This is a genomic window from Pedobacter suwonensis (assembly GCF_900111825.1).
In the GTDB taxonomy this organism is placed as follows: Bacteria; Bacteroidota; Bacteroidia; order Sphingobacteriales; family Sphingobacteriaceae; genus Pedobacter; species Pedobacter suwonensis.
The window spans coordinates 75,703-102,117 of record NZ_FOJM01000002.1 but is presented as its reverse complement, the minus strand read 5'-3'; the positions used below and the strand labels follow the sequence as shown (position 1 = coordinate 102,117).

Sequence of the window (26,415 nt, the reverse complement as noted above, 5' to 3'; positions counted from 1 at the left end):
TTTAGAAATTCTTATACTTTTTCTCTTTATTTAGTGTTTCGATATAAGGTGTAATGATTATATTTAAAAACTAACTAGAAATAAAAAATATGAGAAAGTTCCCATTTTTGATGCTACTCTTTGTAGCCATATCATTTTCTGCTATTGCGCAGAACAAAGATGCAATTGTTGGCAAGTGGCTTAATCCATCAGGCGAAGGACAAATAGAAATCTATAAAAAAGGCGATAAATACTACGGGAAACTGGCCTGGATGAAAGAGCCAAACCTAAATGGTAAGCCTAAACTGGATGCCAAAAATCCTAGTGAGAACCTTCAGAAACGCGCTTTGCTCAACCTGGAAATATTAAAGGATTTTGTGTATGATGATGGCAAGTGGACTGGTGGAACCATTTATGATCCTAAGAGCGGTAAAACCTATAGTTGTAATATGAGTCTGAAAAGTGCTGATGTGCTAAACATCCGCGGATATGTAGGTATTTCACTTTTAGGACGATCGGAAACTTTTAGACGGGTAAAATAAGTTATCAATGAAGAAGATTTTATGGTGCCTTTTATTGGCACCTTTTTTTTGCGCTGCGCAATCGTATTCTTTAAAGCCTTTAAATGAACATGCCAAAACCAGTTTACGCGGATTAAGTGTCGTATCAGACCGGGTTGCATGGGTAAGCGGAAGTAACGGCGCGGTTGGTAAAACTACTGATGGCGGGATCACCTGGAAATGGGTAAAACCGAAAGGTTACGAGAAAATCGATTTCAGGGATATTGAAGCTTTCGATGATCAACAGGCCGTTATTGTGGGTATTGCCTCTCCGGCTTATATCCTGAAAACTGTTGACGGAGGCGAAACCTGGACGGAAAACTATAAAAATGTAGATTCTGCTATATTTCTGGATGGCTTAAGTTTTTGGGATAAAAGTAAAGGAATCATTTTCGGCGACCCTATAAATGATAAACTTCAATTGCTTAAAACCGTTGATGCTGGTAAAAGCTGGCAGAATATTTCAACAAACGTACAAGCTAGCCTGGCTAAAGGAGAAGCCAGTTTTGCCGCCAGTGGTACCACTATTAAAACGTTGCCGGGTGGTAAAACATGGATTGCAACAGGTGGCAAAGTGTCTAACATTTACTTTTCTGCTGATTATGGAGAAAGCTGGCAAGTATTTAAATGTCCGATTTTACAGGGAGCGGAAAGTACAGGCCCTTTTTCAATTGATTTTTTTAACACTAAAACAGGTATAGCCGTTGGCGGTGACTATTTAAAGGACAAAGAAAATTCGAATAATGTGCTTTTAACTAAAGATGGAGGCAAAACCTGGCAAAAGCCCGCCGCACCGGTTTTAGGTTTCCGATCAGGTGTTACCTATATCAACGCGAAGACTTTAATTGCCACAGGTACTTCTGGAACCGATATTTCTACCGATGGTGGTCAGCACTGGAAACACATCTCTGATAAAAGTTTTAATGCTGTTCAAAAGGCAAAAATAGGTAAAGCAGTTTTGTTAGCTGGTAATAATGGCGTTATTTATCAGTTAGATACTGTCAATTGATATTTGGCGTCCAGATATGTAACAATTATAACAACTGTCATTCTAACAATAAAAACAATGAGGTAAGTAGCGGAAATGATAAAATTTTGTTTCTTTGCTGTTAACTAAAACTTTAATTTAAAACATACACACAATCGCTCAATGGATTTTCTGCACACAATTTTAGGTGATGACATTCAAGCTGGATTATTAATTATTTTGAATTTAATTGTAATCGAAAGTTTATTATCAGTTGATAATGCCGCTGTTTTGGCAACCATGGTAATGGATCTGCCTAAATCGCAAAGAGAAAAAGCGCTCAAATATGGCATTATCGGTGCTTATGTTTTCAGGGGTATCTGTTTATTCCTGGCAGCTTGGTTAGTTAAAATCTGGTGGTTAAAACCACTTGGCGGTTTATACCTCTTATATCTGGCTTTCGATTATTTTAGAAAAAAGAATAGTAAAAAGAATGAGGAAGAAGAGGAAGTAGATAAAAGCAAAAGCTGGATTTATAAATCTACTGTTGGCTTAGTGGGTACTTTTTGGGCTACCGTTGCTTTGGTAGAGGTAATGGATTTGGCTTTCTCCATCGATAATGTTTTTGCCGCAGTGGCTTTTACCGATCATATCTGGTTAATTTATATAGGCGTTTTCATCGGGATTTTGGCCATGCGTTTTGTGGCACAGGCTTTTGTGAAACTGATGGAGAAATTTACCTTTTTAGAAACCGTTGCCTTTATTGTAATTGGTGTTCTGGGCATTAAGCTTACCTCATCATTATTTACCCATTTTTATCCTCAATCGCCTATTTCTCACGCTATTGAAGGAGAAAAAACTGATCTCTTTGTGTCTGTTTTCACTGTTGCCATTTTCATCATACCGGTATTAACTTCTCTTTTGTTCAATTATCCAAAGAAACATAAAAGCGATATCGTTATTTCGGAAGATGCTGAAAAAGTATTGGATAAGTCGTAATTTATATGGCTTATCTGTCATAAATCTTACAATCAGCCGCTTCTGATTATACAATCAAATTTGTAATATTAGAATTTATTAAACAGATTAGGAAATAGGGTGCAATGGCTTTTTACAAACACTACTCATTCGATCTTTGGTTAACGTTGATTAAGTCTAATCCAACTTATAAACAGGAACGGGTACAGTATTTTTTCAGGAATTTTAACAGCAAGCATAAAAGCATTGATGAAATTGCCATCACTTTCCGTCAGGTAGATTTGATGGTAAATGCCATTAATGAGAAAGCCGGTAAAAATGTGGATGCTGATGAAATGTATTTAATGATCATCAGTATGATTAATGATTACGATTTCAACTTTAACGATGTAGACCTTAAGTTGCTTGATGAGGATATGGAGCAGATCGTATTTAACCACATGCCTCAACTTTACTGTGATGACTGTTTGAGGGTATTGGCAAACATTAAAGATTCAGGTAACAGCTCCACCAATATATTAAGTAATACCGGTTTTATTAAAGGTAAAACCTTAAAAAAGGTCATTAATCATCTGGGCATCGGTCAGTATATCGATTTTCAGCTTTATTCTGATGAAGTGCGCATGTCTAAACCCAATGCAGGCTTTTTTCAGCTGATGTTAGATCGTATCGACAGAACAAAACACCCTGAATTACTGTTAACAGATGTTATCCACGTGGGGGATAATCCCCATGCCGATATCCGTGGTGCAGAAGCCATAGGGATTAACAGTATGCTCATCAATTCCAACAAATTATCTATCTTAAACCTACTCTATGATACCGTATAATTTCTCTCTTCATAAAATAGACAATACAGTCGATTTCGGTTTTAGTGCCGATGATTACAGCCGCTTTAAATTTGGCGATGATCTGGTCGCCAGATCTTTTGGAAAAGACCTGGCCGATGGTTTTATCAGATATTACCTGGCTGATAATTTGATTACCGACCAGATTGTGGTTATTTCCAGTCCTTACAGCTTTATCCCAACGGCAACTTTTGCCATGAAAAACCATTTCGTTTGTCAGCTTAACCGTTGGCTGGTCGAAAATGGCGGTTTAGCGGTACAGGAAACTAAAGTGCATAGAACCATTACCTATAAAGAAGATTATGGCGAATTGAGTGCTGAAGAAAGGCTGTCGCTAATTGGTAACGATTCATTTCATATTGATAAAGATTTTCTTACCGGTAAAACACTTTTATTTCTGGATGATATCAGGATTACCGGGAGCCACGAACGGATGATTTTAAAAATGGCAAGAGAGTATGGCTTAAAAAATGAAATGCACATGCTTTATTTTGCCGAACTGGTGAATAAAAACATCCATCCCAATGTAGAAAACTTCCTCAATTACCATCAGGTCAAATCTATTTTCGATCTGGAAGATATTATTGATGGTGGCAATTTCATGTTCAATACCCGCATTGTAAAATACATTTTAAACACGACTTCAAGCAGCTTTACCATCTTTTTAGAACGCAGGAGTATTGATTTTATCAACCAGCTTTACGATCTCTCGTTGGGAAATAACTACCATACAATAGAAGCTTATTCAAAGAATTTACATCTTATAAAAGACTATATCAAAAACAACAACTATAAATTAATTTAAAATATGGCTATTAATTTGCAAAAGGGGCAGCGTGAAAATATCGATGCACCTAAATTTACAATAGGTTTAGGTTGGGATACCAACAGCTCTTCAACAGGTTCTGCATTCGATTTGGATGCTTCAATTTTTATATTAAACGATCAGAAAAAATTAATTTCTGATGAAAATTTTGTGTTTTACAACAATTTGGTTTCACCAGACGGAGCAGTAGAACATACCGGTGATAATTTAACCGGTGATGGTGATGGTGATGACGAGCAGATCAAAATTGACCTAACCAAAATTGATTCAAAAGTAAATGAAATCTGCATTGTGGTAACCATCCATGAGGCAGATAGCAGAAGACAGAATTTTGGTCAGGTTAGAAATTCTTTCATCCGCATTTTTGATGCCGTAACCAATGAAGTGATTTTGAAATATGAATTGGAGGAAGATTTCTCCATTGAAACTGCGGTAGAATTCGGAAGGATTTACAAACGTGAGGGCAAATGGAAGTTCGAAGCTGTCGGCGTAGGCATGAAAGGTGGTTTACAGGATTATCTAAACAAATATCAATAATATTATGGCAATCAATCTTCAAAAAGGACAACGCATCAGTCTGGAAAAAAGCAATGGCAGCACACTTCAACAAGCTTGTGTTGGAATAAACTGGGGTGCAATTGAAAAGAAAGGCTTATTTGGCTTTGGATCGTCAAAAGAGGCGGTAGATTTAGACGCAAGCTGTGCTTTATATAACGAAAACAAACAGCTTTTAGAGGTGGTTTACTTTGGCAACCTCAAATCTAAAAACGGCTCGGTAAAGCATAGCGGCGATGATTTAACTGGCGATATGGGTGGCGATGACGGTTTGGATAACGAAATTATCACCATTGATTTTTCACAATTGGATGCCAATGTAAATTATGTTGCTTTTGTATTGAACAGCTTTAGAGGTCATGATTTTGGCACGATCCCTTTTGCTTCCATCCGCATTTATGAAGGCACTACCAAACGTGTTAACGAGGTTTTTGCCAAGTTCGACATTGCTAACGGCGCCAATTTTGCAGGTCACGTATCAATGGTAATGGGTGTTTTTTACAAGAAGAACGGCGAATGGAAATTTAATGCCATTGGTGAACCAACCAAAGATAGAAAACTGGAAGATACTGTTAGAACCGTAACTCAAAACTATTTATAAGCTGTAAAGCTGGTTATAAATCAAACTATGGAAACCAACCCAAACGTTAATCAAGACCTTACGCCGGTTAAACTGGATAAGGACGGAAATGTTAACCTCGAAAAAATAACAGCTGAAGAAACAGCTAAATATAAGGAGATTGGCAAATCGTTAGAACCATCGGATGTAAATTCGATTCTGAATTATGGAAGCGATGCTCAAAACTCCATGGAGAAATACAGTAACGATTTTTTATCGTCTGTACGTACCTATAACAGTGGTGAAGTTGGAGGTTTAATTAACGAGCTGCTAACCGAACTGAATTACATCGATGTATCTGAATTGGAACAGAGCGGCTTTAAGGGATTTATCTCTAAAATTCCATTCCTGAAAAATCTGGTGGTTGATGTGAAAAAGCTTTTCCAGAAATATGATGTGGTGGTGAATAATATCGATAAAATTACCAACAAAATCAAGGCTGGAAGGTTAAATTCAATTAAAGATAACAGTTCGCTGCAAACCATGTTCGATAGCAATGTTGGTTACATCCACCAGATGGAAGAACTGATTATTGCCGGACAGTTAAAGTACAACGAGCTGAGTATTAAATTGGCCGAAATGGAAGGCCGCCCGGCTGATTACCAGGATTATGAAATTGCAGATTTAAGGGATTTCATCAGTCGTTTGGATAAAAGACTGGCCGATATGAAGATTGTGCGTTTCATTATGTTGCAATCTTTAGCGCAGATCCGCGTGGTGCAGAACAATAATACCTCAATTGCAGAAAAGGCACAGTCAATTGTTTCTACCACCATTCCCGTATGGAAAAATCAATTGACCATTGCGGTTGCTTTGCAAAGGCAAAAAGCCAATGTAGAGATGCAGAAGAAAATTTCGGATACTACCAATACCATTTTACAGAAAAATGCAGAGATGCTGAAACAGAACAGCATTGATGTAGCCAAGGAGAATGAAAAAACAGTAGTATCTTTGGAAACTTTAAAACGAACCACTTCATCGCTGATTGAAACGCTTAATGAAGTGAAACAGATTCATGAAGCAGGTGCACAGAGCAGAAGAGTACTGGATGGCGAACTTAAAACTTTGGAAGCAGAGTTGAAAAAGAACGTAACGAGGGTGAATTAATTAAAATATGGATGAATACCGTTTAAATATTCTCAAAAAATCAAGCGCAGAGATCAACCGTTTACAGTTGCTCTCTGTGTTTTTTGATGATGAGGTGATTTATAAAATTTACCTGCGGAGCCAGGTTATTCATCAGCTTTTTGCCAATAACGAAGAACTGGAGATCGAAAAATTAGATCTTTTCCATCTTCAATTTACCGATAGTGTAATCGAACTGCTCAGGAAGATTAAAAAGAGCAATGAGAAAAATGTATCGCTCATCTATGATGAAATTCACCTGAATGAAGAACTGATTGATCGAATGTCGGGAACGCTTGTTGATCAGAAAAGTTTCCAGCAGGATAAGCAGAAGCAGTCGCTTAAAATTAATTTATCGCTTCGTAAGCTATTCAGCGTACTATCTGAGTTGAGTTCAGATTTCCCCTTTTCAAAAAACATCAACGTTTTTAGTTCCAAATACGCCAACGATTTTTATTTTGATCTCACTACAGATCAATTTTCAAAACTGATTGATTTTCAGAACAAGCAGGTATACACCAATGTGTATGCAACCATCGAGAAAAAATTGATGGGCAAGCTGTGCAAGAATGATTTCAGGACTGAATTTTATATTGGTTTAAAATCCGGTGAGCTGGTGATCGAAGTTTATAAATTTTTAGATGAAGATTATTATTATCTGTTTTTTCCCAGTAGAAACCTGTTCCTGTTTTGCGATTTAACGATTTTGAAAGACCTGGACATGACCAACAATCTTTCAGAGCGTGAGCGGATTGTACAGGAACTACAGTATAAAAATGATAAGTTGAAAAGCAATGCTGCGGTTTTAAAAACTGCCATTCCGAATGAAGTCGTTCAATTATTGGAAGATAGTTATGGCAAAATATCGGATATCAATTTTCTCAACCATCTTAATAATTTTGATGTTCAATCGAATATTTTGAAGACGATGTTAAAAACAGATTTGTTATAAGGTCTAGAGCGATCGTCCTTTCGACTGAAGCTTACCAATTTAAGCATTATTTTTTTATTTGTTAATGGTATGCTTGCTTGTTCCACAGGTTTCATTGGTAACGGAATAGAGAAATCTTTGAACTTAGTTTTGCCATTTTTTAGAAAATTTCGCTAGTCCTTTGGGTTGTCTGCAACACTAAGTTTTGCTGTGATAAAATAATGGATATGTGGCGTCATCTCGACTGAAGCATAGCGAAACGGAGAGATCCATCAAGACAAATAAAATCACTAATCATTATTCATCCCACTCACTTATAACTTTCGTTAAATCATTCCAATCTTTATTAAAGTTGCTAATCAGCGCATCTTTTTTCGCTCTATTCCACTTTTTTAATTGCTTTTCGCGATCAATAGCCTCTTCAATAGAGGTATAAACCTCATAATAGACACAAATACTCAGGTTATATTTGCGGTAAATGATTTAGGGTAAATTTTATACTGATGCTCGTAAATACGGCTTCTTAGGTCTGATCTAACACCAACGTACAATGTTGTTCTTAGATAGTTGGTCGTGATATAGATGCATCCGCCACGTTCCATACCCATGAATTTAAGAGGAAAATTCTTTATTTCAATAATAATGGAGCAATCTTTGAGTTTTATTTATTGCAACGTTAAAAGATTTCTCGACTTCGTTGCACTTCGCTCGAAATGACGGATATATGAAGCGTCATTTCGACTGAAGCTTACCGATTTTTCATCGGTAGCGGAACGGAGAAATCTTTTAACCTCTACTCTGGATATGGATTTTGCATTAAATACTTGCAAATCTTAGGAAATTCTCAATCCTCCCACTCATTTATGATAGCTGTTAAGTCATCCCAGCTTTTATTAAATTTGTCAATTAAAGTGTCTTTTTTTGCTCTATTCCACTTTTTTAGTTGCTTTTCCCGATCAATGGCTTCTTCTATCGTAGAATAAACTTCATAGTAAACACAGATAGTTAGATTATACTTTGCCGTAAATGATTTAGGATATACTTTTTCCCTGTGCTCATAAATACGACTTCTGAGATCGGACGTTACACCAATGTATAAAGTTGTTCTTTGATAATTGGTCATGATATAGATGCATCCGCCACGTTCCATACCCATGAATTTAAAAGGAAAGTTCGTTATTTCAATAGTAATGGAGCAATCTTTGAGTTTTATTTATTGCAACTTAAAAGATTTCTCGACTTCGTTGCACTTCGCTCGAAATGACGGATTATTTGATGGGTGAAATTATTAGGAAAATCGTGATTTCGACTGAAGCTTACCAATTTAAGCATTGGTTTTTTATTCGCTAATGGTATGCTTGCTTGTTCCACAGGTTTCGTTGGTAGCGAAATGGAGAAATCTTCCTGATTTACAAGTAACTTTAAAAGATTCCTCGATTTCGCTGCGCTCCGCTCGAAACGATTGAACTAATGTTGATTAACTTATTATCGTGTCAATACCGCCAATTTATGTTTAAACAAGTCAATGGTTCTGCTCCAGGCCAGCTTTGCTGCGGCTTCGTTATATCGGGTAGGTGAAGTGTTGTTATTGAAAGCATGATTTACGCCATCATAGATATAAATTTTATAATTGATTTTATTGTCTTTTAAAGCCTGTTCATAAGCTGGTATTCCGGCATTTATTCTTTCATCCAAACCAGCGTAATGCAGCATTAAACTTGCTTTAATTTTAGGAACATCAGCCGCATTGGCCTGCGCGCCATAATAAGCGACGGCGGCTTGCAGTTTAGGATCATTAATTGCTAATTTATTGGCCATTCCGCCGCCCCAGCAAAAGCCCACACAGCCTACTTTACCATTGCCGTCTTTTCTATTGCGTAAATAGTCAAGCCCACTTAGATAGTTCTGCAGGTTTTTTTCAGGATCCAATTTACCAATCAGCTCGCGTCCTTTATCTTCATCTGCCGGTGTTCCGCCAAATGGTGAAATTGCATCAACGCCCAAAGCCAGAAAACCTTCAGCGGCAATACGTTTGGTTACATCAATAATATGTGGATTTAAGCCTCTGTTTTCATGAATAACCAATACACAGCCCAAATTCTTTTTACCCTTCGGTTTAGCCAAAACTGCTTTCATTTCACTTTCTATCCCCGTGTAAGTAATATTCTCTACTTCAATGTCATCACTGTTAAATTCTGCTGCAGCGGCATAATTATTCTCCAGCATAGGCAGGATAGTCATGGCTAAAGCTGTACTACCTGCCAAGATGGACAGCTTTCTTATAAAATCCTTTCTGCTTAGCTGACTGTGTGTATACTCATCGTAAAGGTTAATTATTTTCTGGTCCATCTTACTGTTTTTTTTATGACTGTACAAGATAAAGAAGCATGCCGACATTTTAGGTCGCATTGCCTAAAAGTTACAATACATTTCTTCCCATTTTTTGATCAGCGCTACGCGGTGTTTCGTATATCTGGGGGTTAAAAAAATATTAGACCAATCATCGTAATGATCATAAAAGAATTTTAAAAAGAAAATATGAAAGGTAATACCCAAAAACGGGATAGCTTTTAGTTCGTCATCAGTTAAGGGCCTCAATTCTTGATAAGCCGCTAAAAATGTAGCAAAATCCTTGTCAGCCTGTTCTCTTGAGATTGAGTTGCTCTGTTGGTGAAAGAAATAATGGTTAAGGAACGACATCAAATCGTTAACCAGGTAACCTTCTCCCGCAAAATCAAAGTCGAAAAAGGTAATTTTTCCCTGCGCGTTGAAATGGAAATTTTTAGGAAAGAAATCATAATGGCAGTAGCCATAACTGAATGCAGCGGTGTCAAATTCTTCAAACTTTAGAATTACCTTTTCTGCAATGTTCCGTAAGTATGCATATTCGTCTTTCATTTCCGAAAAATGTGGTTCGAGACTTTTTAAGGGTTCGAATAAGGTAGTTTCGAAGTTGAATATCGGTCGTGGATGGTTCAGTTTTATTGATGAGGTGCTTTGGTGTAGTTTAGCCATATCATGCCCTAACTGGATCAGATGCTGATCCTCAAGGTCCAAAATTACTTTACCTTCAGCAAAAGAAAACAATATGCCATTTCTAAATCCCTCAATCGCATTAAACTGTTGGATTTGTTTGCCTTCCAGGTCCTTGATTGGATAAGAAACTGAATTTCCATTTGCGTGCAAAATGTTAAGCAATTCAACTTCAGCTTCAATTTCATGGCGTTTACGGTGTGCATCGCGGTAAATTTTGAAGATGTATTTATGGCTCAGATTTTCCAGAACATAGGTGTCACTTACATTTCTGATCAGTAACCGGCAGGTTGTAGACTGGTCTAACTGATAATTTTCAATTAAATAACCTCTTAAAGCAGCGGCTGATAAAGTAGAGTATTGCGCGGGAAAGAAATATGGCATGTAAATATGGTTTGGCCTTAAATATAAATTTTTAAATCTGGTTTAATTCTCTATATCAAGTAATCGTTTAATTATACCCCTATAATTTTTACCTACAGGAATATTTTGCCCATTTCTGAGCACAATGGTATTGCCTTCCAGATAGTCGACATATTTTTTATTGAGGATAAAAGACTTATGGATGCGAATAAAATCTGTTGACAATTGATCCTCAAAACTGGCCAGCGTTCTTGGGGTAAGAAAAAAAACGCGATCGTTCCACACCTTAACGTAATTACCCAGGCTTTCCAGATATTGTATTTCGTCTGTTTTGATGAGGATGTGCTTTTTGTCAACCTTAATAGAAATTTGTCCATTGTTTTTTGGCGCTTTGTTTTCAATTTCATTAGGTGTAGCTATTTGCTTTTTAAGATCATGCAATTCAAGCGCTCGGTTAACGGCTTTTAAAAAACGGTCGAGACGGAAAGGCTTTAAAAGATAATCGCAAACAGCCAGATCAAAACCCGCCAGCGCATATTCCTCGTGTGCAGAGGTTATAATTACCAGCGGCTTATTTGTTAAGGTTCTTAAAAATTCCAAGCCATTTAGTTTTGGCATCCGGATATCTAAGAAAATGAGATCTACCTGTTGTTCCCTTAAAAAATCCAGTGCTGCTGTAGCACGGTAACAATCGCCAATAATATTAATAAAAGGAATGTCTTTTGCATACTCCTTAATTACACCATGTGCAAGCGGTTCATCATCTATTATTAAACAACGCAAGCTCATGTTAACCGGAGTTTAAGTTCTGCCTTAAAGATATTATGAATGGAGGTGATATGCAATTTGTAGCGATCAGGATAAAGTAATTCGAGTCTCTTTCTTAAATTATCAATCCCGATCCCCTTGTAATTGTTGTTTTCTTCTGGATCAAAGGAATTTTCGCAGGAGAAAATGAGAACCCTATGGTTAGCAGTAAGTGATAGTTTTAAAGAAGCTTCGCCTTCAGCAGGTTCAATACCATGTTTAAATGCATTCTCTACAAATACAATTAGCAGGAGAGGAGCTATCTCGATCCCATCATCTGTAACCTGTTTATCAAATTCAAAATGTAGGTTCCTTTGCAGACGGATTTGTTGTAATTGAATGTAATCATTTATATAATCAACTTCCTGGGAAAGCCTGACCGATTTTTCCTGGCCTTTATAAATGGTGTAGCGCATCAGTTCTGATAATTGTAAAATACTTTCAGGTGTTTTATCCGATTTTTGCAAACTCAAAGCATAAAGGTTGTTCAACGTATTGAAGAAAAAATGAGGATTTAGTTGTTGTTTTAGTAAATCAAGCTCATGTTGTGATTTTTCCTTCTCTAAATAAAGGATTTTATTGTTTTGCTTGCCCCATTGCAAAGCCAAAACTATAGGCAAACTGATGAGCATAATGGCAAATGCACCAAATGCATTTTCAGGTTCGAATGGATTGGTGACGAATATGCTCCGACCGAAAACCGTATTGATGGGGAGTAAAATTAATATTTGGGCCAATAGGGGATATAATACCGCTATGGTGGCAGAGAGTGTTAACAGATAAATCAACAGTCCTTTTTCTTTGAGGATTTTAGATACCAGTAACCGGCTATTGATCAGAAAAAGCAGGTATCCGCATAAGTACATGATCAGAAATTGCGAAAAGAAGCCTAAAAATGTTCCAAAATTAAACCAGAGTGCTTTAATGTTGAATTCGAAACCTACTAAACGGAATCCATTTCGTTGGTAAATCGGGTTGTTTAAACTTGATACCGCCATTATGGAGATGGTTAAAGCAAGTAAAACAATGGTGACAAATAATGCATTCTCCAGGCCAATTTTTTTGACCCATTTAATGTGCAGCACTTTTTTCTGGTAATACTGATTGACGATCAATATCATTTCGAGGGAAGTTGCTAACAATGCTGTTGAAATGAAAACAGTATGGTCAAGCTTCGCAATTTGCAGGTAAATTGAAATATCTGTAAAAAGTGGAAGGAGGATAAGAAAGCAGGTGCTCCAGTAAGCAATGTATCTGTTTCGATTCAGGCCGTTTCTTAGCGTTGCTTTAAGAAAATAAAAAACAAGTACAGGAAGCAAACAAAATCCTAGAGCCAAAATGCAGCTGGCATAGTTTATCCAAATTTTGCTGGTTAGGTTGTACGTATTAAATATGGCTATCCACAACAAAAGGCCAATATTGAGGAAAAAATCCTGGTATTTATAATTTAAATTCTTGGTTTTAAACATTTTGGTAACCTATAATAGGAGTAAAATTGTCATCCTGAGGAATAACTATGATATAAAAATCAATATGATTGACAGATAAAATTTACTTAGGTAATATCCATCAAGAAATCGTCATTCCCAACTTGATTGGGAACCACGAAGTGCTCATGAATGCCGCGACATAAAAGCAAACACTGATGAATAATCTTAAAACGTGCATCAAGATTAGCTTCGATGAGCACTTCGTGGTTCCCGCATGCGCGAAAATGACGACCGACCTAGTGGATTCTGTCAATTGTAGCTTGTCGAAGAATCTTTGTTAAAAGCGTTAAAATGTGTTTTGATACCTTAACAAACTAATTTCTAAAGTTATTAAAGTTTTAAGCCATGCTGAAATTTAGATGATGAAAGGCCTGTTTTTCATGATGAAAGGAATTTTAACCCAGCTCTGCACTTTCATCATCATTTTGAGTGCGTTAATCACTTAAATTATTTTCTGGTGGTTTGCTAGCTTAATTTGCCGCCGTTTAATTATTCAATATGGTACGGCTTAAAATACAGCAACTTACAAAATCTTATCAAAACGGGGTAAAAGCCCTTGATGACGTTACACTAAATATCGCAAACGGCATGTTTGGTTTATTGGGCCCTAATGGAGCCGGAAAATCTTCACTGATGCGTACGCTTGCCACCTTGCAGCTGCCAGACGCCGGGCAGATCTATTTTGATGGTAACGATGTATTGCGGAATCCCCAGGAGATGCGAGACAAATTGGGGTATCTGCCGCAGGATTTTGGTGTCTATCCAAATATTTCAGCTATAGATTTACTGAATCATCTTGCGATCTTAAAAGGGGTACCAACTAAGAGTGAACGAGTGGAGCAGGTGACTTCACTGCTGCAGCAGACCAATTTATTTGAATCCAGGAAGAGATCCGTCAGTACGTTTTCTGGTGGTATGCGGCAGCGTTTCGGGATTGCACAGGCTTTGTTGGGTAACCCGCAATTAATTATTGTCGATGAGCCTACTGCCGGGCTTGATCCACAGGAGAGAAACAGGTTTCATGACCTCTTAAGTGAAATCGGCACCAACCGTGTAGTAATCTTGTCCACCCATATTGTAGAGGATGTGAATGACCTTTGTGCTGAGATGGCCGTTATGGCAAGTGGCAGGTTGATTTTACAAGGTAAACCTTCGCAGCTGACCGAAAAATTAAGTGGAAAAATATGGCGAAAGGCAATTGATAAGATCAATCTGCCCCACTATTCATCCATTTTTAACGTAATTTCTACCAAGGTCATTTTGGGTAAGTTTCATGTGTTTGTACTGGCAGATCAATTGCCGGCATCAGGTTTCGAATCTGTTTATCCGGGTTTGGAAGAGGTATATTTTTCTTCCTTATCTGGTGCAGTCAATTTAAACAAGGAGGTAAAGAGATGATTGCAGATTTATTGAAATTTGAGCTGAAATATCATTTCGGGCAGATATCTTTTAAGGTTGCAGCAATGCTGTTTTTGATGCTGGGCTATTTTTGCGCAGTAAAGGGTGGATTTGGCTCAGACGAAGTACATAAAAATTCACCTTATGTCATCACTAATATAATGGCCCTGCTCTCCTTATGCTCCATTTTTTCGGCCACACTATTTAGTGCCAACGTTGTGCTACGAGATAGCATGCATAAAATGGAAGCCGTTGTTTTTACCACATCAATTAAAAAGCTACCTTATTTTGGCATCAGGTTATCAGGCTTAATCATTGCCGTTTTTAGCTTATTGTTACTGGCAGCCCTGGGCATTTATATAGGTTCTTTTTTTATTGATAAAAATCGGCTGGGTACATTTCACCTGTATTATTATCTGCAGCCTATTCTGATTTTTGCTTTGCCAAATGTGATGTTTTCAGCAGGAATTTTATTTTGTACGGCCATACAAACCAAGAGTGTAAGGGCCATTTATGTGGTTGGCGTGTTGCTTTACATTTTTTACATGCTCGCTTCTATCTTGGGCGATTCACCATTTTTGGCTACATCGGCAAACAAGACAGGCAGTGCGGATATTTTGCCTGTACTTTTAGACCCTTTTGCTTTGGCTTCGTTTTTTGGCGAAACCAGGACATGGACTATTCCACAACGCAATTGCCAGTTATTTCCTTTTGAAGGTAAATTTTTACTCAACAGGATCTTGTGGACCAGTTTTACAAGCCTGATCATAGTGATAAGCTATCGTTTGTTTGATTTTAGGTTAGCACAACAGCAACAGTTAAAGGTTAAAGCGGATAAGATAGCATATCCAACTTTAATTTCCTATCGTACTTTAAAAGTTGTACCGGATGGTATTGCTTATCATTTCAGAGCCTTTATTGCCCGGCTTAAATTGGAGCTGATCTTTCTGTTTAAAAATATTCCCGTTATGGTGATGCTTTTGCTGTGGGTATTTTTGTTCGGAACAGCGTTAAAAGATCGGCTGTTTAGCGGCGCTTATGGCATTCATAGTTATCCGGCAACCGGCATTATTATAGAAGAAATACGCTCCATGAAATTCGGACTGATTTTAATTATTTTTTATGCTGCTGAAAGCATTTGCAGGGAAAAATCAGTTAATATCCATTCCATCGTTTATAGCAGCCCTGCTCCAGATTCAGTATTCTGGATGGCAAAAATCCTGAGCCTTTTCGGACTTGTTTTTGTCCTCGTAACCTTAAACATTGGAATCGGCATTATTTTGCAACTCACCCACGGTTATTTCCGGATCGAATTGCCATCCTATTTATCTCTATACTATTACAGCGCGTTTCCTTTGTTGCTTTTTGTAGTGCTCATGGTTTTTATTCAGAATTTAAGTGCAAACAAATATCTCGGCATGTTAATGAATCTGATCATTGTTTTCATGATCACTTATGCAGAACGCTTTGGGCTTGAACATTATCTGTTTCGTTTCGCTACCGTTCCGGATCTCCAACATTCTTATTTTAATGGTTTCGGCTACTATACCCATGCGTTTAACTGGTACATGTTCTACTGGTTGGCCTTTGCAACGGTTGTAGCGGTGTTAACCATTGGCTTATGGCAACGTTTGGTTGAGATAAAGATTAAAGCAAGATTCAGATCGATGGGTCTGGCTTTGAAGCAACATATCTGGGTTATCAGCCCGGCATTATTGATCTGGATTTTCTGTGCTGCATTTATTTATCACCAAACCAATTTTATTGGCAAATACAAGAATAAACAGGCCCTATTGAACTGGCGCCTGGCTTATGAACAGAAATATAAATTATTGGCTAATCTTCCCCAACCCGTGATCAAAGCAATTAAAACCAATGTAGATTTATATCCAGCCGAGGGGAAATATACAGTTAATGGAACGTATATGCTTAAAAATGAGTCAAATGAACCCGTTTATAAGATCTGGGTCTCTGTTGATCCGGCTGTCCGCTCATTCTCGGTAAATATAGATGGAATCAAGAAAACTGTCAGGGATGAGGTTTTTAATCAACAATTTTTGGAGTTAAAAAAGCCTCTACAGCCCGGTGGAGAAATGTTGATGAAGTTTTCTATTGAAGTCATCAGAAATGGATTTACACCTTTCGATACGGAAAATTCAGTTGTTAATAATGGTACTTATATCGAGTTAGAGAAATTTGTACCACAACTGGGATACTGTTATCACATTGAAATTAAAGATAGGCAGGAACGTAAAAAGGCAGGTCTGCCCGAAATTGCCAGTAAGCCGCCATTTAAGCGGGTATATCAGCTAATCGACTTTGAAACGACTATTTCTACCGATATCGATCAGCAGGTAGTAACTGTTGGCGAGTTGCAACACAGCTGGAATATCAATAATCGTAAATACTTTAAATACAAAACTGCCGCTCCCATTAATTTCATGTTCGCACTGAGCAGTGCAAAATATGCTTTAAGAAAAGAAAAACACAAAGGGGTTGATTTAAGTATTTATTATCAGCCGGGGCAGGAATATAACTTAAAAAGTATGTTTCAGGCGCTCAAAGATGCATTAGATTATGGCAATGCTCATTTTGCAAAATATCCGGCTAAACAACTAACCATTGCCGAAATTCCGCAATATAAAGGTGCAGCTACAGCTTATCCGGGACTGATTTTCAGCGCAGAGAACATTAATTTTCTGGGTAACTACAGTGAGATGGGCACGATTAACCAAAGTTATGCCATTACTGCACATGAAACTGCTCATCAATGGTGGGCAAATATACTGACTCCTGCTGATGGTGCAGGTTATGCCATGCTCACTGAATCACTTGCTAAATACACTGAAGATGTATTGATTGAAAAGAATTTTGGTAAAATGTACTTGAGAAAGTATATGTCATACGATAATGAACTCTATTTTTTGAACCGGAATTACAATAAGGAAGAATTGCCGCTGGCCAAAACTTTAGATCAACCCTACGTATATTACCAAAAGGGTGGATTGATGATGTATGCCATAAAAGAGAGGATGGGGGAACAGCAATTTAACGGCGCGCTGCATCAGCTAATTGAGGAACACCGATACCCTAAGCCAAAGGCAATAGCTGCTGATCTGGTAAGCATATTGTTAAAGCACGCTCAACCTAAAGATAGAAATTTTATCAACGATTGTTTTAATGATGTAGTGACTTACAAAACTGGTGTAAAAGTACTTAATTGTAATCTTTTGAAAAGTGGGAAATATCAGGTTGATGTGCTGGTAGACGCAGAAAGGCTAAGTGAAAGCAGCAGGCAATTGCCGGATCTGGAAATAGACCTGGCCTGCTTTAGTTCATTGGAAATGGATTGGAAATCAAATACGAAACCGATTTATTTTCAAAAAGTTCGTATCAGGAAGCATAAAACAACGCTCACAATTATCGTTAATCAAAAACCAAAAACAATAGCAATTGATCCGTATCGATACCTATTAGATACCGATAGAAGTGATAATATTTTTATTGTTGAATAATAAGATAAAATAAAGGTGTATTGAAGCAGCATACCTTCTGAATTTATCTGCCTAATTTCATTCCTTAGGCAGTAGCGGAGAGAGTCTTTTAATATAGTCCGAAGATCTCTTCGCTTTCCTTAGGTCAAGATGAGGATTTTATCTAAATTTTTGAATGATAGCCAGTTTGTGGATTGTCAGCCCGGGAGTTATAATAACCATGTATTCACAATTTTTCCGTATAATTTTTAAAATTATCCAGAATGGCCTGCCAGCCATCGCGTTGCATTTCTACAGGATGAATAGATTCGGCCTCGAATGTTTCGGTTATCCTGGTTTTTTTGCCTGATGCATTAAAAACAATAATCACAGTTCTGCCATCTTCAATGGTGTATTCGATTTTTTTATGCACATCAACAGTGGTATAGGTACCAACAAAATCGAAGCTCGCGCTGCCATCTTTTGCAGCCATGGTACTCTTAAACTTTCCACCAACTTTTAAATCGTTTTCGGCATAAGGGGTATGCCAATCGGGAGAAGCAAAACTCCATTTGGTAATGTGATCGGGATTGTTCCAAAATTCCCAAACTTTTTCAACTGGTGCATGAACTGTAGTTTCTACAGTAATTGATAAGCTGTTTTCCATTTTTTAACGGTTTAAATCTATTAAATAAAGTTAAAATAAGTTTTGCTTATCAAAAAGCGTAGATTAGGAAATGGATGTCTCTTACTGTAAATTGGGATTGCCAGGTGTTTGTGTTTACGATCTGTAAGTACATTTAAATTGATATGCCTCACATATCTTTGGGAATGCTGTTTTTAAATCTTCCATACAAGCACAAATAATTTGTTAAATTGAGCATTTGGAATCCGGGAAAATTCAATTAACGTATCTCATTGTAAGTGAAGGTAACTGTATCTTTAGAAACTAAACCGCTCATGTTTCCACCTGTATAAACAGCTTTATAGCTCGCTCCCTTTTTTAGGTCGTACGCTTTAAGTAAATCGGCATTTGCCACCAGGCTGTCTCCGGGATTTACTTGTGTATAACTAGAGGCGGGTGGGGGCATAACCCTTTTGGCCATTGCACCTTTGTATGTTGCTTCTTCTCCTTTTTCGTTGGTAATACTTAAATAACTACTCATTAACGGTTCAAACGGGGTATGCCAGATGCAAAATTTTTTAGCGCTATCGGTGTTGTTAAGTACCACAAATCGCAACAACAAAGGTTCGCCGTTAACTACGTTGCCATTTATTTTTAATTTAACTTCGAGTGAATCGGTTTTTCGGTCAACAATTTGACCGGCATTTTCATTTTTGTTAGTTGCGGTGTTTCTGGTGGCTTCGCCACAGGCAGAAAACAAGAGCAGGAGTGCCGGGATAATTATTCTGATATTTTTCATGGGTTGTTTGTTGGTATAAGCAAATAAGATTTAATATTGTTTGCGAAAATTGATTTAACTAAAACGATTAATTGTGGCATAGTAATAATTTTATTCAATAGATTACCATTAATTTGGTAGTTCTAAATGGTAAATTGAGGTCAGCTGTTTTGATATCACTTTTAATTCAACTTTGAAATAGCAGGCTTAAGCGTTTATTTTATAAATTTAGCATCCTATATTAATGATTAAAAATTAGCCATGAAAAATAGTTTTTTAATGTTTGCCTGTCTGTTTTTGTTTAATCAGGTCATCATTGCTGCAGAGGTAGATACCGCCTTAACCTATAGCAAATCGATGAAAAAAAATATCAAGGCGGTGGTGATTAAACCTGATAATTATAAAACAGGAAAGGCTTTTCCGGTGGTTTATTTGCTTCATGGAGCAGGAGGGAGTTATGCAGAGTGGGCTAGAAAAGTGCCGGGCATAAAAGATCTGGCTGACCAATATCAATTTATTATAGTATGCCCTGATGGTAATGTAACCAGTTGGTATTTCGATAGTCCGGTAGACCCTGCATGGAAATACGAAACTTATGTAGCTACCGAACTGGTAAGCTATATTGATGGACATTATAAAACTATTGCCACGAAAAAGGGACGCGCGATTACCGGGTTAAGTATGGGCGGACATGGCGCACTTTACCTGGCCATTAAACACCAGGATGTATATGGTGCTGTTGGCAGCATGAGCGGCGGTGTGGATATTAAACCTTTTCCGAACGGTTGGGAGATCTCAAAAAGACTAGGCAAGCAGGATGAATTTCCCGAACGTTGGAAACAAAATAGTGTAATCGACATGATTTACCAAATTAAGCCTGGAGCACTGGCCATTGCCTTTGAATGTGGTGTTGACGATTTTTTCTATAAAATGAACGTTCGCCTGCACGATGAGCTTTTATATAACAACATTCAGCACGATTTTACCACCAGGCCTGGTGTACACAATTGGGATTACTGGGCAAATGCAATCAAATTTCAAAGTGTTTTTTTAAGTAATTATTTTAATCAGAAGCCCTGAGCCATCCATCGGCCGGCGGTTAAGCCGTTTTTTATTTTATCAATCAGGAATATTTACAACAATATTCTATATGAAAGTTTATTGTAAATTCTGATCGTACCTCCCGGATTTAACCGGTACATGCGCAGCTCTAAAAATTAACTTTTAGATTACATACAAACTAAAGAGTTACTCTATTTTTGGTCTTTCTTGAAATCTTATTTATAAACAGGAAACGAAGATTTAAAACCAAAATGAAATACTTAGTCAAAGAAATCACTGAAGGAAATTGCGATATTACCTTATTGCCTGAGAACCTGAATGATAGAAATCTTTTAGCAGAAACTACAAAGGGTTTGCAGAATGATTACAAGCAAGAAATCCAGGCACATTATGAACACGCATTGAAAAATGAAGTTCATGGCAATGCCGCGTTTGTTTCGCTAAATAGCGAAGAAAGCAATTATCCGAAAAGAGTAAATGTGAATTACCAGATTATTTTAAGCTAAAAACTTTGTTATTGTAAAAAGAGGCTGTAAGCTACGGTTTCACTATTAATTTGTCACGTTGAGCCTGTCGAAACGCCTTTAAAATATTTAAAGAGCTCTTTCGACAAGTTCAGGATGACAAATTTTTTATTTATAACACAGCCTCCTTTTAATTTACATAAGCACGTCACGCTTGACGGTGTCCCTTTTCATCGTATCAGGTTCTTTTTTTGATCCTGTATTTGTTTGGTTTTTTTGGTTTTCATTCCCGCGGTGTCTTGTAAATGCTATGCAAAAGTGCCAGAACTGAAACCTGATGGCAACAATAATAATACGCTGTTTTTTATGATGATAGATTTTAATTAACGAACATAGCCGGTTTCGGTAAAGTTTAGATGAATTAAAGACAGGTTCAATTGATCTTGCTAAAACGGGTGTTTAATGTTCAGATGATTGTTGATACGGATTCTATGTCGCTATGGCCAGGAAACGGACCATTCGTCGAAGCCCATTGAGCCTTTTTTATCATTTTCTTCCTGTTTACTATTCTTCATTTTTTTGCTGGATTTTTTATAATCTTCTAAAGGGTCAATCTGCCAGCGTTCATTGTCGTCAGTCTGATTGACTTTTGAACTTGTTACATCGGATGTACCTTCTTTTCTTCCATGATATATTAATTCCTGAGTTTGGGACTGAATACTGCCAGTTCAAAGATTATGCGCCTTCACAGCAAGCTGTCAACCAAGATTTTTTTAGCTGTATTTTTCTGGTCTACAGTATAATACCTCAGCGGTAAATGCGCAGGTATTTTTTTAAACTTTGGCGCGCCTGATAAATATAGGTTTTTACTGTTCCCAGGGGGATATTAAGTTCGAGCGCAATCTCGTCATAGCTGTAGCCTTCAAAATATCGCTGAAATGCAGCCCGATAATCTGCCCTTAACGTACTCATTGCCTTTTGTATGTCTTCCAGAACCATTTTGGTTTCTGAAAGATTTTTAACCGGACTGTTCGTCATTTTCTGATCGTAAAGGCAATCATCACTTTCCCAAATGGCGGTACGTCTTTTTTGTTTAGAACAGTTGTTGTAAAAGGTATTTTTCATGATTACATACAACCAGCCCCTGATGTTGGTTCCCTCTGCGAAGCTACTGCAAGATCCGACTGCTTTGATCAGTGTATCCTGCACGAGATCTTTTGCATCGTCCTCATCAGCGGTGAGTTTAAGTGCCTGAGCCAGTAACGACTGTTTATGATGTTCTGCCGCCAAACAGAAATTCTCTTGTTCCATGATCTGTTTTTTTAACCTGTTTGAAAAATATTCTGTCAGTAAACGTTTATTACCTAACAGAACTCCTTTATTTTTTTTTGGTTTTAGACATTGCATAGATGTTGAAATAACGGGTATAAACAACAACTTCAGGGAGTATAAGCCGCATGGTTAGGCCGTATAAATGATATAGAAATATATAGAGGTCAGTCCCGAGCGTCGATGTAAGAATCTGCGGGTGACGATACCTTAGCCAAGATTGGATTTTACAAAAGAAATTAACCTGCCATTGGCAGAATCCACTGGTGCGGTCGTTATTACGATCTCTCAAGGGGTATCAGCTGATAAAATTTATCTGTCGATCCTATCGGTTTTTGCGCGATACATTATTTCTTAGGATGTCAATTCAGTATATGATAACTCGACGCCCGTGTGATTGGCTTTAAAATGTCTTATTTTATATAGAGTCCAGATTTCTAATAAACTGTGATTTAACCACTAATTCAAGTAGCCATTTACGACTGCGAAACGGATCAGTGACGCGGTATTTTTTGAACCCGTTTTATCAATCAGCGTCTGGCGGTGTCCTTCAATTGTGCGTTTACTTAAGAATAACTTGTCTGCCATCTCCTGGTTGGTATATCCTTCTGCAACCAGATGCAACACTTCAATCTCCCTCATGGAAAGATCTACCTGCATTTGTTCCTGTTCTGGTTGGGAAGAAGTTTCGTTGATAAAGCGGTTAAGCAGTGTTTCCGTTAATTCTACACAGAGGTATTTCGCTCCGCCAGCTACGGTTTTGAGGGCAAAAAGCATTTCGCTTTCATTCACATTTTTCAAAATATAGCCATAGCTTCCTTCCATAAATGCCTGCATCACATATTTTTCATGGTCCAGCATAGAAAGGATCACTACTTTAATATCTGGATGGGTTAATTTCATGGCTTTTATCAAGCTGATGCCATCCATTTCAGGCATATTGATGTCTGCAAGAACAATGTCTGGAATCACGCCCGATTCGATGTGTTTTAACACCTGCTTACCATCGTCGGCTTCGGCAATCACTTCAATATCAGCCTGCGATTCAAGTAACATTTTAATCCCATTCCTTACCAGGTTATGATCCTCTGCAAGGATTATTTTTAATTTGTTCATATTAATTACAGTTGATATAACTTAAAGTGCTTATGATCGTATGTGAAAATATTTAATTGATATGCTTAATTATTTTTACTCCGTTATGTTTCAGGCAATCATTGATCAGGTTTTCTTATGATCAACTTCATTTCCTTCACCATAATTTGATATATATAGAACTGCTCTATCAGCTCAAAAGTTTTGGCTTATGGCCGGAGCGAATAAACTTGCTGGTTTTGGATGTCGTATCAGGTTTCTGCAAATGATTTTTACCGTTAACTGAAAACATCACAGACTATTTACCTGTTATGTGATAAATAATTATACTCATTATGGAAGAAGAACACAAAAATAAAAATCTTGCGGATCCAAAAGCAGATCAGACCGCAGAAAATTCAAATATGCCCGATAACCAGGTTCCCCGCCACCGTAGCAATGATAGCAGTGAATTAGAGAAAGTGAAAGATGGTGCAGGTATGCTTGGCCGCGAAATGGGAGAAGGTGATTACGGTGCTGAAGAGGCGAGAGCGGATCCGGATAAAGGTAATCCTGGTGAGGCTGGAAATATGCCAAATTCTACTTCAAATAATAATCCTAAAGAACCCGCGTAATCTAAATCGAAGATATTGGTTTGATTATAAATGAATTATATTGCAGGATTCAGGCTTTTAAAGCGAAACTTTAGCGATAACTAAATTTCTGATAAATCCTGGTTAGCTTACCTGTGGCAGCAATACTGATTGAATTTGAATTTCCTACAACTGTAGCTTGTAAGGCAGGAAATTCCATCATTATTTTTGTTAATTTGTAAGCTAACCCTATCCTTATGTCTAAAGGAATCTATTATTTGGTCTATACCAGCATAGCCTCACGACTCATGAGCGATGAGGACCTTTTATTGCTATTGCAGCAGTCACGCCGTAATAACACTGCGCTTGGAATGACAGGACTGCTACTCTATATGGAAGGGAGATTTATTACCAAAACCGAAGGGCGGTTTATCCAGTTTCTGGAAGGTGAAAAAGCGCAAGTTTTAACTATGTACAGCAGTATATGTTCCGATGAACGCCACAGAAGTATTCTCCTGCTCGGTTCAGGTTTCTGGCACAAACGGAGTTTTCCAGCCTGGTCGATGGGCTTTAGTCCGTTAAATGCCAACCAGCACAGTGATGTTGCTAATTTTTTCCATCTTGATGATACATCCGTAACACATTATTTATCTGATGCGAATGAAACAGCCGATTTTCTGCGCTCTTTCTACCTTATAAATTCCGAATCAGCGAATGATAAAGATTATGGCAGTGGTTAAATGCACCTCAATTTAGTATGGCCGAAGATAAACCCATCATCAATGCTATTAAAACAACAGCTGGCCGTCTAAATCTTCTTTCGCCTAATTTGTTGCTGCTCTGCGCAATACGTTTTTAACTTTATTAACCAGGGCGGCATAGTCAAAAGGCTTGAACATAATGTCGTCTGCGTCGCAGGCGATATTACTTACCTGTGATTCCAGCATAGCCGTAATCAACATTACAGGAATGTGACTGGTACTGCGATCTGCTTTAAGATCATTACAGATATCCCGTCCATCATTTGCATCCAAAAGGATATCCATTAAAACCAGATCGGGGCAGAAGCTGGTCATTGATGGCTCAAATTGTCTCGACTGGCAAATGCGCTTCACCTGAAAACCTTCACTTTCCAGTACCATCTGCATCACTTCCGCATTGCCTGGATCATCATCTACTACAAGAATTTTAGGCATACGTTTTAGGTTTAACTTTTTGTCTAAGTTACCATTATTTATGTAGTATTGCCAGTACAAAACCGTTTCAGGTATTTACCGCAATTCTAATGCGATCATCCGAACGAGTTTTGTTTTCCACATCGAAATTACGAGATGTGAACCTTTCAATCTGTTATAGAGCGGCATATTCTCCTAATGAGGTTGCTAATCCAGGCTGGTCTTAGCTTGCAGGTATAAATACGGGTTATCGCATTTAAATACCTGTATTTTATTGAGGTTAAACAAATTAAAAGCGGGCGTTGTATTGTAGCAGATTAGTTTAATAACATAATAATGGGAAAATTCGAATTATCTGACAAGCTGGCTCCGGCCGGCAAACTGGTTGTTATTGGAGGACATGAGAATAAAATGGGCAGACCCGAAACAGAAATGCAAAAGGAGGGAGATGATCCCCTGGAAGTGTTGGAAGCCGTTATATCACTGACAGAGAAATCTTCGCCCGTGGTTGAAGTAATTACTACCGCTAGTGGAGAACATGAAGAAAGCTTTGCGGATTACTTGCGGATTTTTAAACGCTTGGGGGCAGTAGAAGTGGGCCACATCTTCCACCATAACCGGGGTGAGGTTTTACTTGACGATTTAAGGGCACGCATTGAACGCGCAGATGTGCTTTTTTTTACAGGCGGCGATCAACTTAAACTCACGTCAATTTATGGTGGTACAGCCTTACTCTCTCAGGTCAAAGATCGCTACATCAGCGAGCCTATTGTTATTGCTGGTACCAGTGCCGGCGCAATGGCTTTTTCTACTCCTATGATTATATCCGGAAATAAAGACAACCAGCAATTGGTCGGGGCGGTGAGAATCACAACCGGATTTAGTTTGTTGAAAAACATCTGCGTTGATACCCATTTTGTTGACAGATCGCGTTTTGTACGGATGAGCCAGGTGATTGCTACAAATCCGGGCTGTATTGGCATTGGTATCGAAGAGGATACCGCTTTGATTGTTGAGCACGGAAAAACTATAAGGGTAATCGGCAGTGGTGTGGTCATCATCATCGACGGTTTTGGTACTAAAGATTCAAATGTGACGGAATATGATAGTGGAAAATGCATCAGCATTTCAGATCTGAAGGTGAGCATATTAAATGATGGTGCAGTTTGGGAAATTCCGGCGCTTGAACCTCTGTTTATTTAAGTTTCCTGTAATGTTCGAAGGTACCCGTTGAAAAATACGCCTTAATCGATATTACCCATTACGTGAGCCATATTGCATGTTCCACAGGCTATGTAAAGGCAGCGCATCAATTCAATCCTTGCAAAACTAAACCCATTTTAATGATGTTCTCTAATTAAAA

At 37.8% G+C, this 26,415-nt stretch carries 26 protein-coding genes; 16 read left to right on the top strand and 10 right to left on the bottom strand.

What is annotated here, in order from left to right:
- The first annotated feature begins 89 nt into the window (after positions 1-89).
- From BM107_RS03060 to BM107_RS03020, 9 genes are all read left to right on the top strand, one after another.
- A complete protein-coding gene (locus BM107_RS03060; RefSeq protein ID WP_090980175.1) occupies positions 90-521 on the top strand; it encodes a DUF2147 domain-containing protein in 432 nt (143 codons plus the stop codon).
- 7 nt (positions 522-528) lie between these two features.
- Positions 529-1,548 carry a WD40/YVTN/BNR-like repeat-containing protein gene (locus tag BM107_RS03055; protein WP_090980173.1) on the top strand — a complete coding sequence of 340 codons (1,020 nt, stop codon included), beginning with the start codon at positions 529-531 and terminating at the stop codon, positions 1,546-1,548.
- A 141-nt stretch (positions 1,549-1,689) separates the two neighbouring features.
- Positions 1,690-2,505, top strand: coding sequence for a TerC family protein (locus tag BM107_RS03050; RefSeq protein ID WP_090980171.1), 816 nt, complete (start codon positions 1,690-1,692; stop codon positions 2,503-2,505).
- A 104-nt stretch (positions 2,506-2,609) separates the two neighbouring features.
- Positions 2,610-3,314 (top strand): HAD family hydrolase, encoded by a 705-nt coding sequence (locus BM107_RS03045; protein WP_090980168.1) that lies wholly within the window; start codon positions 2,610-2,612, stop codon positions 3,312-3,314.
- Positions 3,301-4,137, top strand: a complete 837-nt coding sequence (locus tag BM107_RS03040; protein ID WP_090980166.1) for a phosphoribosyltransferase family protein — start codon at positions 3,301-3,303, stop codon at positions 4,135-4,137. The genes BM107_RS03045 and BM107_RS03040 overlap by 14 nt, the downstream gene beginning before the upstream one ends.
- 3 nt (positions 4,138-4,140) lie before the next feature.
- A complete protein-coding gene (locus tag BM107_RS03035) occupies positions 4,141-4,695 on the top strand; it encodes a TerD family protein (RefSeq protein WP_090980163.1) in 555 nt (184 codons plus the stop codon).
- Between the two features lie 4 nt (positions 4,696-4,699).
- A complete protein-coding gene (locus BM107_RS03030) occupies positions 4,700-5,314 on the top strand; it encodes a TerD family protein (RefSeq protein ID WP_090980161.1) in 615 nt (204 codons plus the stop codon).
- A 27-nt stretch (positions 5,315-5,341) separates the two neighbouring features.
- Positions 5,342-6,439, top strand: a complete 1,098-nt coding sequence (locus BM107_RS03025; protein ID WP_090980159.1) for a toxic anion resistance protein — start codon at positions 5,342-5,344, stop codon at positions 6,437-6,439.
- A 7-nt stretch (positions 6,440-6,446) separates the two neighbouring features.
- Positions 6,447-7,409, top strand: a complete 963-nt coding sequence (locus BM107_RS03020; RefSeq protein ID WP_090980157.1) for a hypothetical protein — start codon at positions 6,447-6,449, stop codon at positions 7,407-7,409.
- A gap of 823 nt (positions 7,410-8,232) precedes the next feature.
- Here BM107_RS03020 and BM107_RS03010 read toward each other — a convergent pair.
- The 5 genes from BM107_RS03010 to BM107_RS02990 all read right to left on the bottom strand — a co-directional run bounded on the left by BM107_RS03010 (position 8,233) and on the right by BM107_RS02990 (position 13,060).
- Complete coding sequence (locus BM107_RS03010; RefSeq protein ID WP_090980694.1) at positions 8,233-8,538, bottom strand: GIY-YIG nuclease family protein; 306 nt, start codon at positions 8,536-8,538, stop codon at positions 8,233-8,235.
- A 335-nt stretch (positions 8,539-8,873) separates the two neighbouring features.
- The gene (locus BM107_RS03005) at positions 8,874-9,785 is read right to left on the bottom strand and encodes a dienelactone hydrolase family protein (RefSeq protein ID WP_455430251.1); all 912 of its coding nucleotides are present in this window, start codon (positions 9,783-9,785) and stop codon (positions 8,874-8,876) included.
- A gap of 15 nt (positions 9,786-9,800) precedes the next feature.
- Positions 9,801-10,805, bottom strand: coding sequence for a phosphotransferase enzyme family protein (locus BM107_RS03000; RefSeq protein WP_090980152.1), 1,005 nt, complete (start codon positions 10,803-10,805; stop codon positions 9,801-9,803).
- Positions 10,806-10,847: 42 nt separating this feature from the next.
- Entirely contained in the window at positions 10,848-11,573 is a 726-nt protein-coding gene (locus BM107_RS02995; RefSeq protein ID WP_090980150.1) for a LytR/AlgR family response regulator transcription factor, read from the bottom strand.
- The gene (locus tag BM107_RS02990; protein ID WP_090980149.1) at positions 11,570-13,060 is read right to left on the bottom strand and encodes a sensor histidine kinase; all 1,491 of its coding nucleotides are present in this window, start codon (positions 13,058-13,060) and stop codon (positions 11,570-11,572) included. Before BM107_RS02990 ends, BM107_RS02995 begins: the two co-directional genes overlap by 4 nt.
- A gap of 519 nt (positions 13,061-13,579) precedes the next feature.
- Here BM107_RS02990 and BM107_RS02985 point away from each other — a divergent pair.
- Together BM107_RS02985 and BM107_RS02980 are read left to right on the top strand one after the other, a co-directional pair.
- Positions 13,580-14,479, top strand: coding sequence for an ABC transporter ATP-binding protein (locus BM107_RS02985; RefSeq protein ID WP_090980147.1), 900 nt, complete (start codon positions 13,580-13,582; stop codon positions 14,477-14,479).
- The gene (locus BM107_RS02980; RefSeq protein WP_090980145.1) at positions 14,476-17,994 is read left to right on the top strand and encodes a M1 family aminopeptidase; all 3,519 of its coding nucleotides are present in this window, start codon (positions 14,476-14,478) and stop codon (positions 17,992-17,994) included. Before BM107_RS02985 ends, BM107_RS02980 begins: the two co-directional genes overlap by 4 nt.
- A gap of 205 nt (positions 17,995-18,199) precedes the next feature.
- Here BM107_RS02980 and BM107_RS02975 read toward each other — a convergent pair whose 3' ends face one another.
- Both BM107_RS02975 and BM107_RS02970 read right to left on the bottom strand, forming a co-directional pair.
- Positions 18,200-18,619 (bottom strand): SRPBCC family protein, encoded by a 420-nt coding sequence (locus BM107_RS02975; protein WP_090980143.1) that lies wholly within the window; start codon positions 18,617-18,619, stop codon positions 18,200-18,202.
- A 238-nt stretch (positions 18,620-18,857) separates the two neighbouring features.
- Positions 18,858-19,376, bottom strand: coding sequence for a hypothetical protein (locus BM107_RS02970; protein WP_090980141.1), 519 nt, complete (start codon positions 19,374-19,376; stop codon positions 18,858-18,860).
- Positions 19,377-19,616: 240 nt separating this feature from the next.
- Between BM107_RS02970 and BM107_RS02965 the strand changes: the two genes are divergently transcribed.
- Positions 19,617-20,435, top strand: coding sequence for an alpha/beta hydrolase (locus tag BM107_RS02965; protein WP_090980139.1), 819 nt, complete (start codon positions 19,617-19,619; stop codon positions 20,433-20,435).
- Between the two features lie 233 nt (positions 20,436-20,668).
- On the top strand, positions 20,669-20,923 hold the full coding sequence (locus tag BM107_RS02960) for a hypothetical protein (protein WP_090980137.1): 255 nt from the start codon (positions 20,669-20,671) through the stop codon (positions 20,921-20,923).
- Between the two features lie 765 nt (positions 20,924-21,688).
- Here the strand turns inward: BM107_RS02960 and BM107_RS02955 are convergent.
- Both BM107_RS02955 and BM107_RS02950 read right to left on the bottom strand, forming a co-directional pair.
- Positions 21,689-22,192: an RNA polymerase sigma factor gene (locus BM107_RS02955; protein ID WP_090980693.1), complete on the bottom strand. Its 504-nt coding sequence runs from the start codon at positions 22,190-22,192 to the stop codon at positions 21,689-21,691.
- Positions 22,193-22,669: 477 nt separating this feature from the next.
- Positions 22,670-23,326, bottom strand: a complete 657-nt coding sequence (locus tag BM107_RS02950; protein WP_090980135.1) for a response regulator — start codon at positions 23,324-23,326, stop codon at positions 22,670-22,672.
- Positions 23,327-23,640: 314 nt separating this feature from the next.
- On the opposite strand from BM107_RS02950, the gene BM107_RS02945 reads away from it, so the two are divergent.
- Together BM107_RS02945 and BM107_RS02940 are read left to right on the top strand one after the other, a co-directional pair.
- Entirely contained in the window at positions 23,641-23,919 is a 279-nt protein-coding gene (locus tag BM107_RS02945; RefSeq protein WP_090980133.1) for a hypothetical protein, read from the top strand.
- 215 nt (positions 23,920-24,134) lie between these two features.
- Positions 24,135-24,617 (top strand): BLUF domain-containing protein, encoded by a 483-nt coding sequence (locus BM107_RS02940; protein WP_090980131.1) that lies wholly within the window; start codon positions 24,135-24,137, stop codon positions 24,615-24,617.
- Positions 24,618-24,701: 84 nt separating this feature from the next.
- Here the strand turns inward: BM107_RS02940 and BM107_RS02935 are convergent, their stop codons facing one another.
- Positions 24,702-25,073, bottom strand: a complete 372-nt coding sequence (locus BM107_RS02935; protein WP_134203458.1) for a response regulator transcription factor — start codon at positions 25,071-25,073, stop codon at positions 24,702-24,704.
- A gap of 315 nt (positions 25,074-25,388) precedes the next feature.
- Here BM107_RS02935 and BM107_RS02930 point away from each other — a divergent pair, with 315 nt between their 5' ends.
- Positions 25,389-26,255 carry a cyanophycinase gene (locus BM107_RS02930; RefSeq protein ID WP_090980127.1) on the top strand — a complete coding sequence of 289 codons (867 nt, stop codon included), beginning with the start codon at positions 25,389-25,391 and terminating at the stop codon, positions 26,253-26,255.
- Positions 26,256-26,415: the final 160 nt, after the last annotated feature.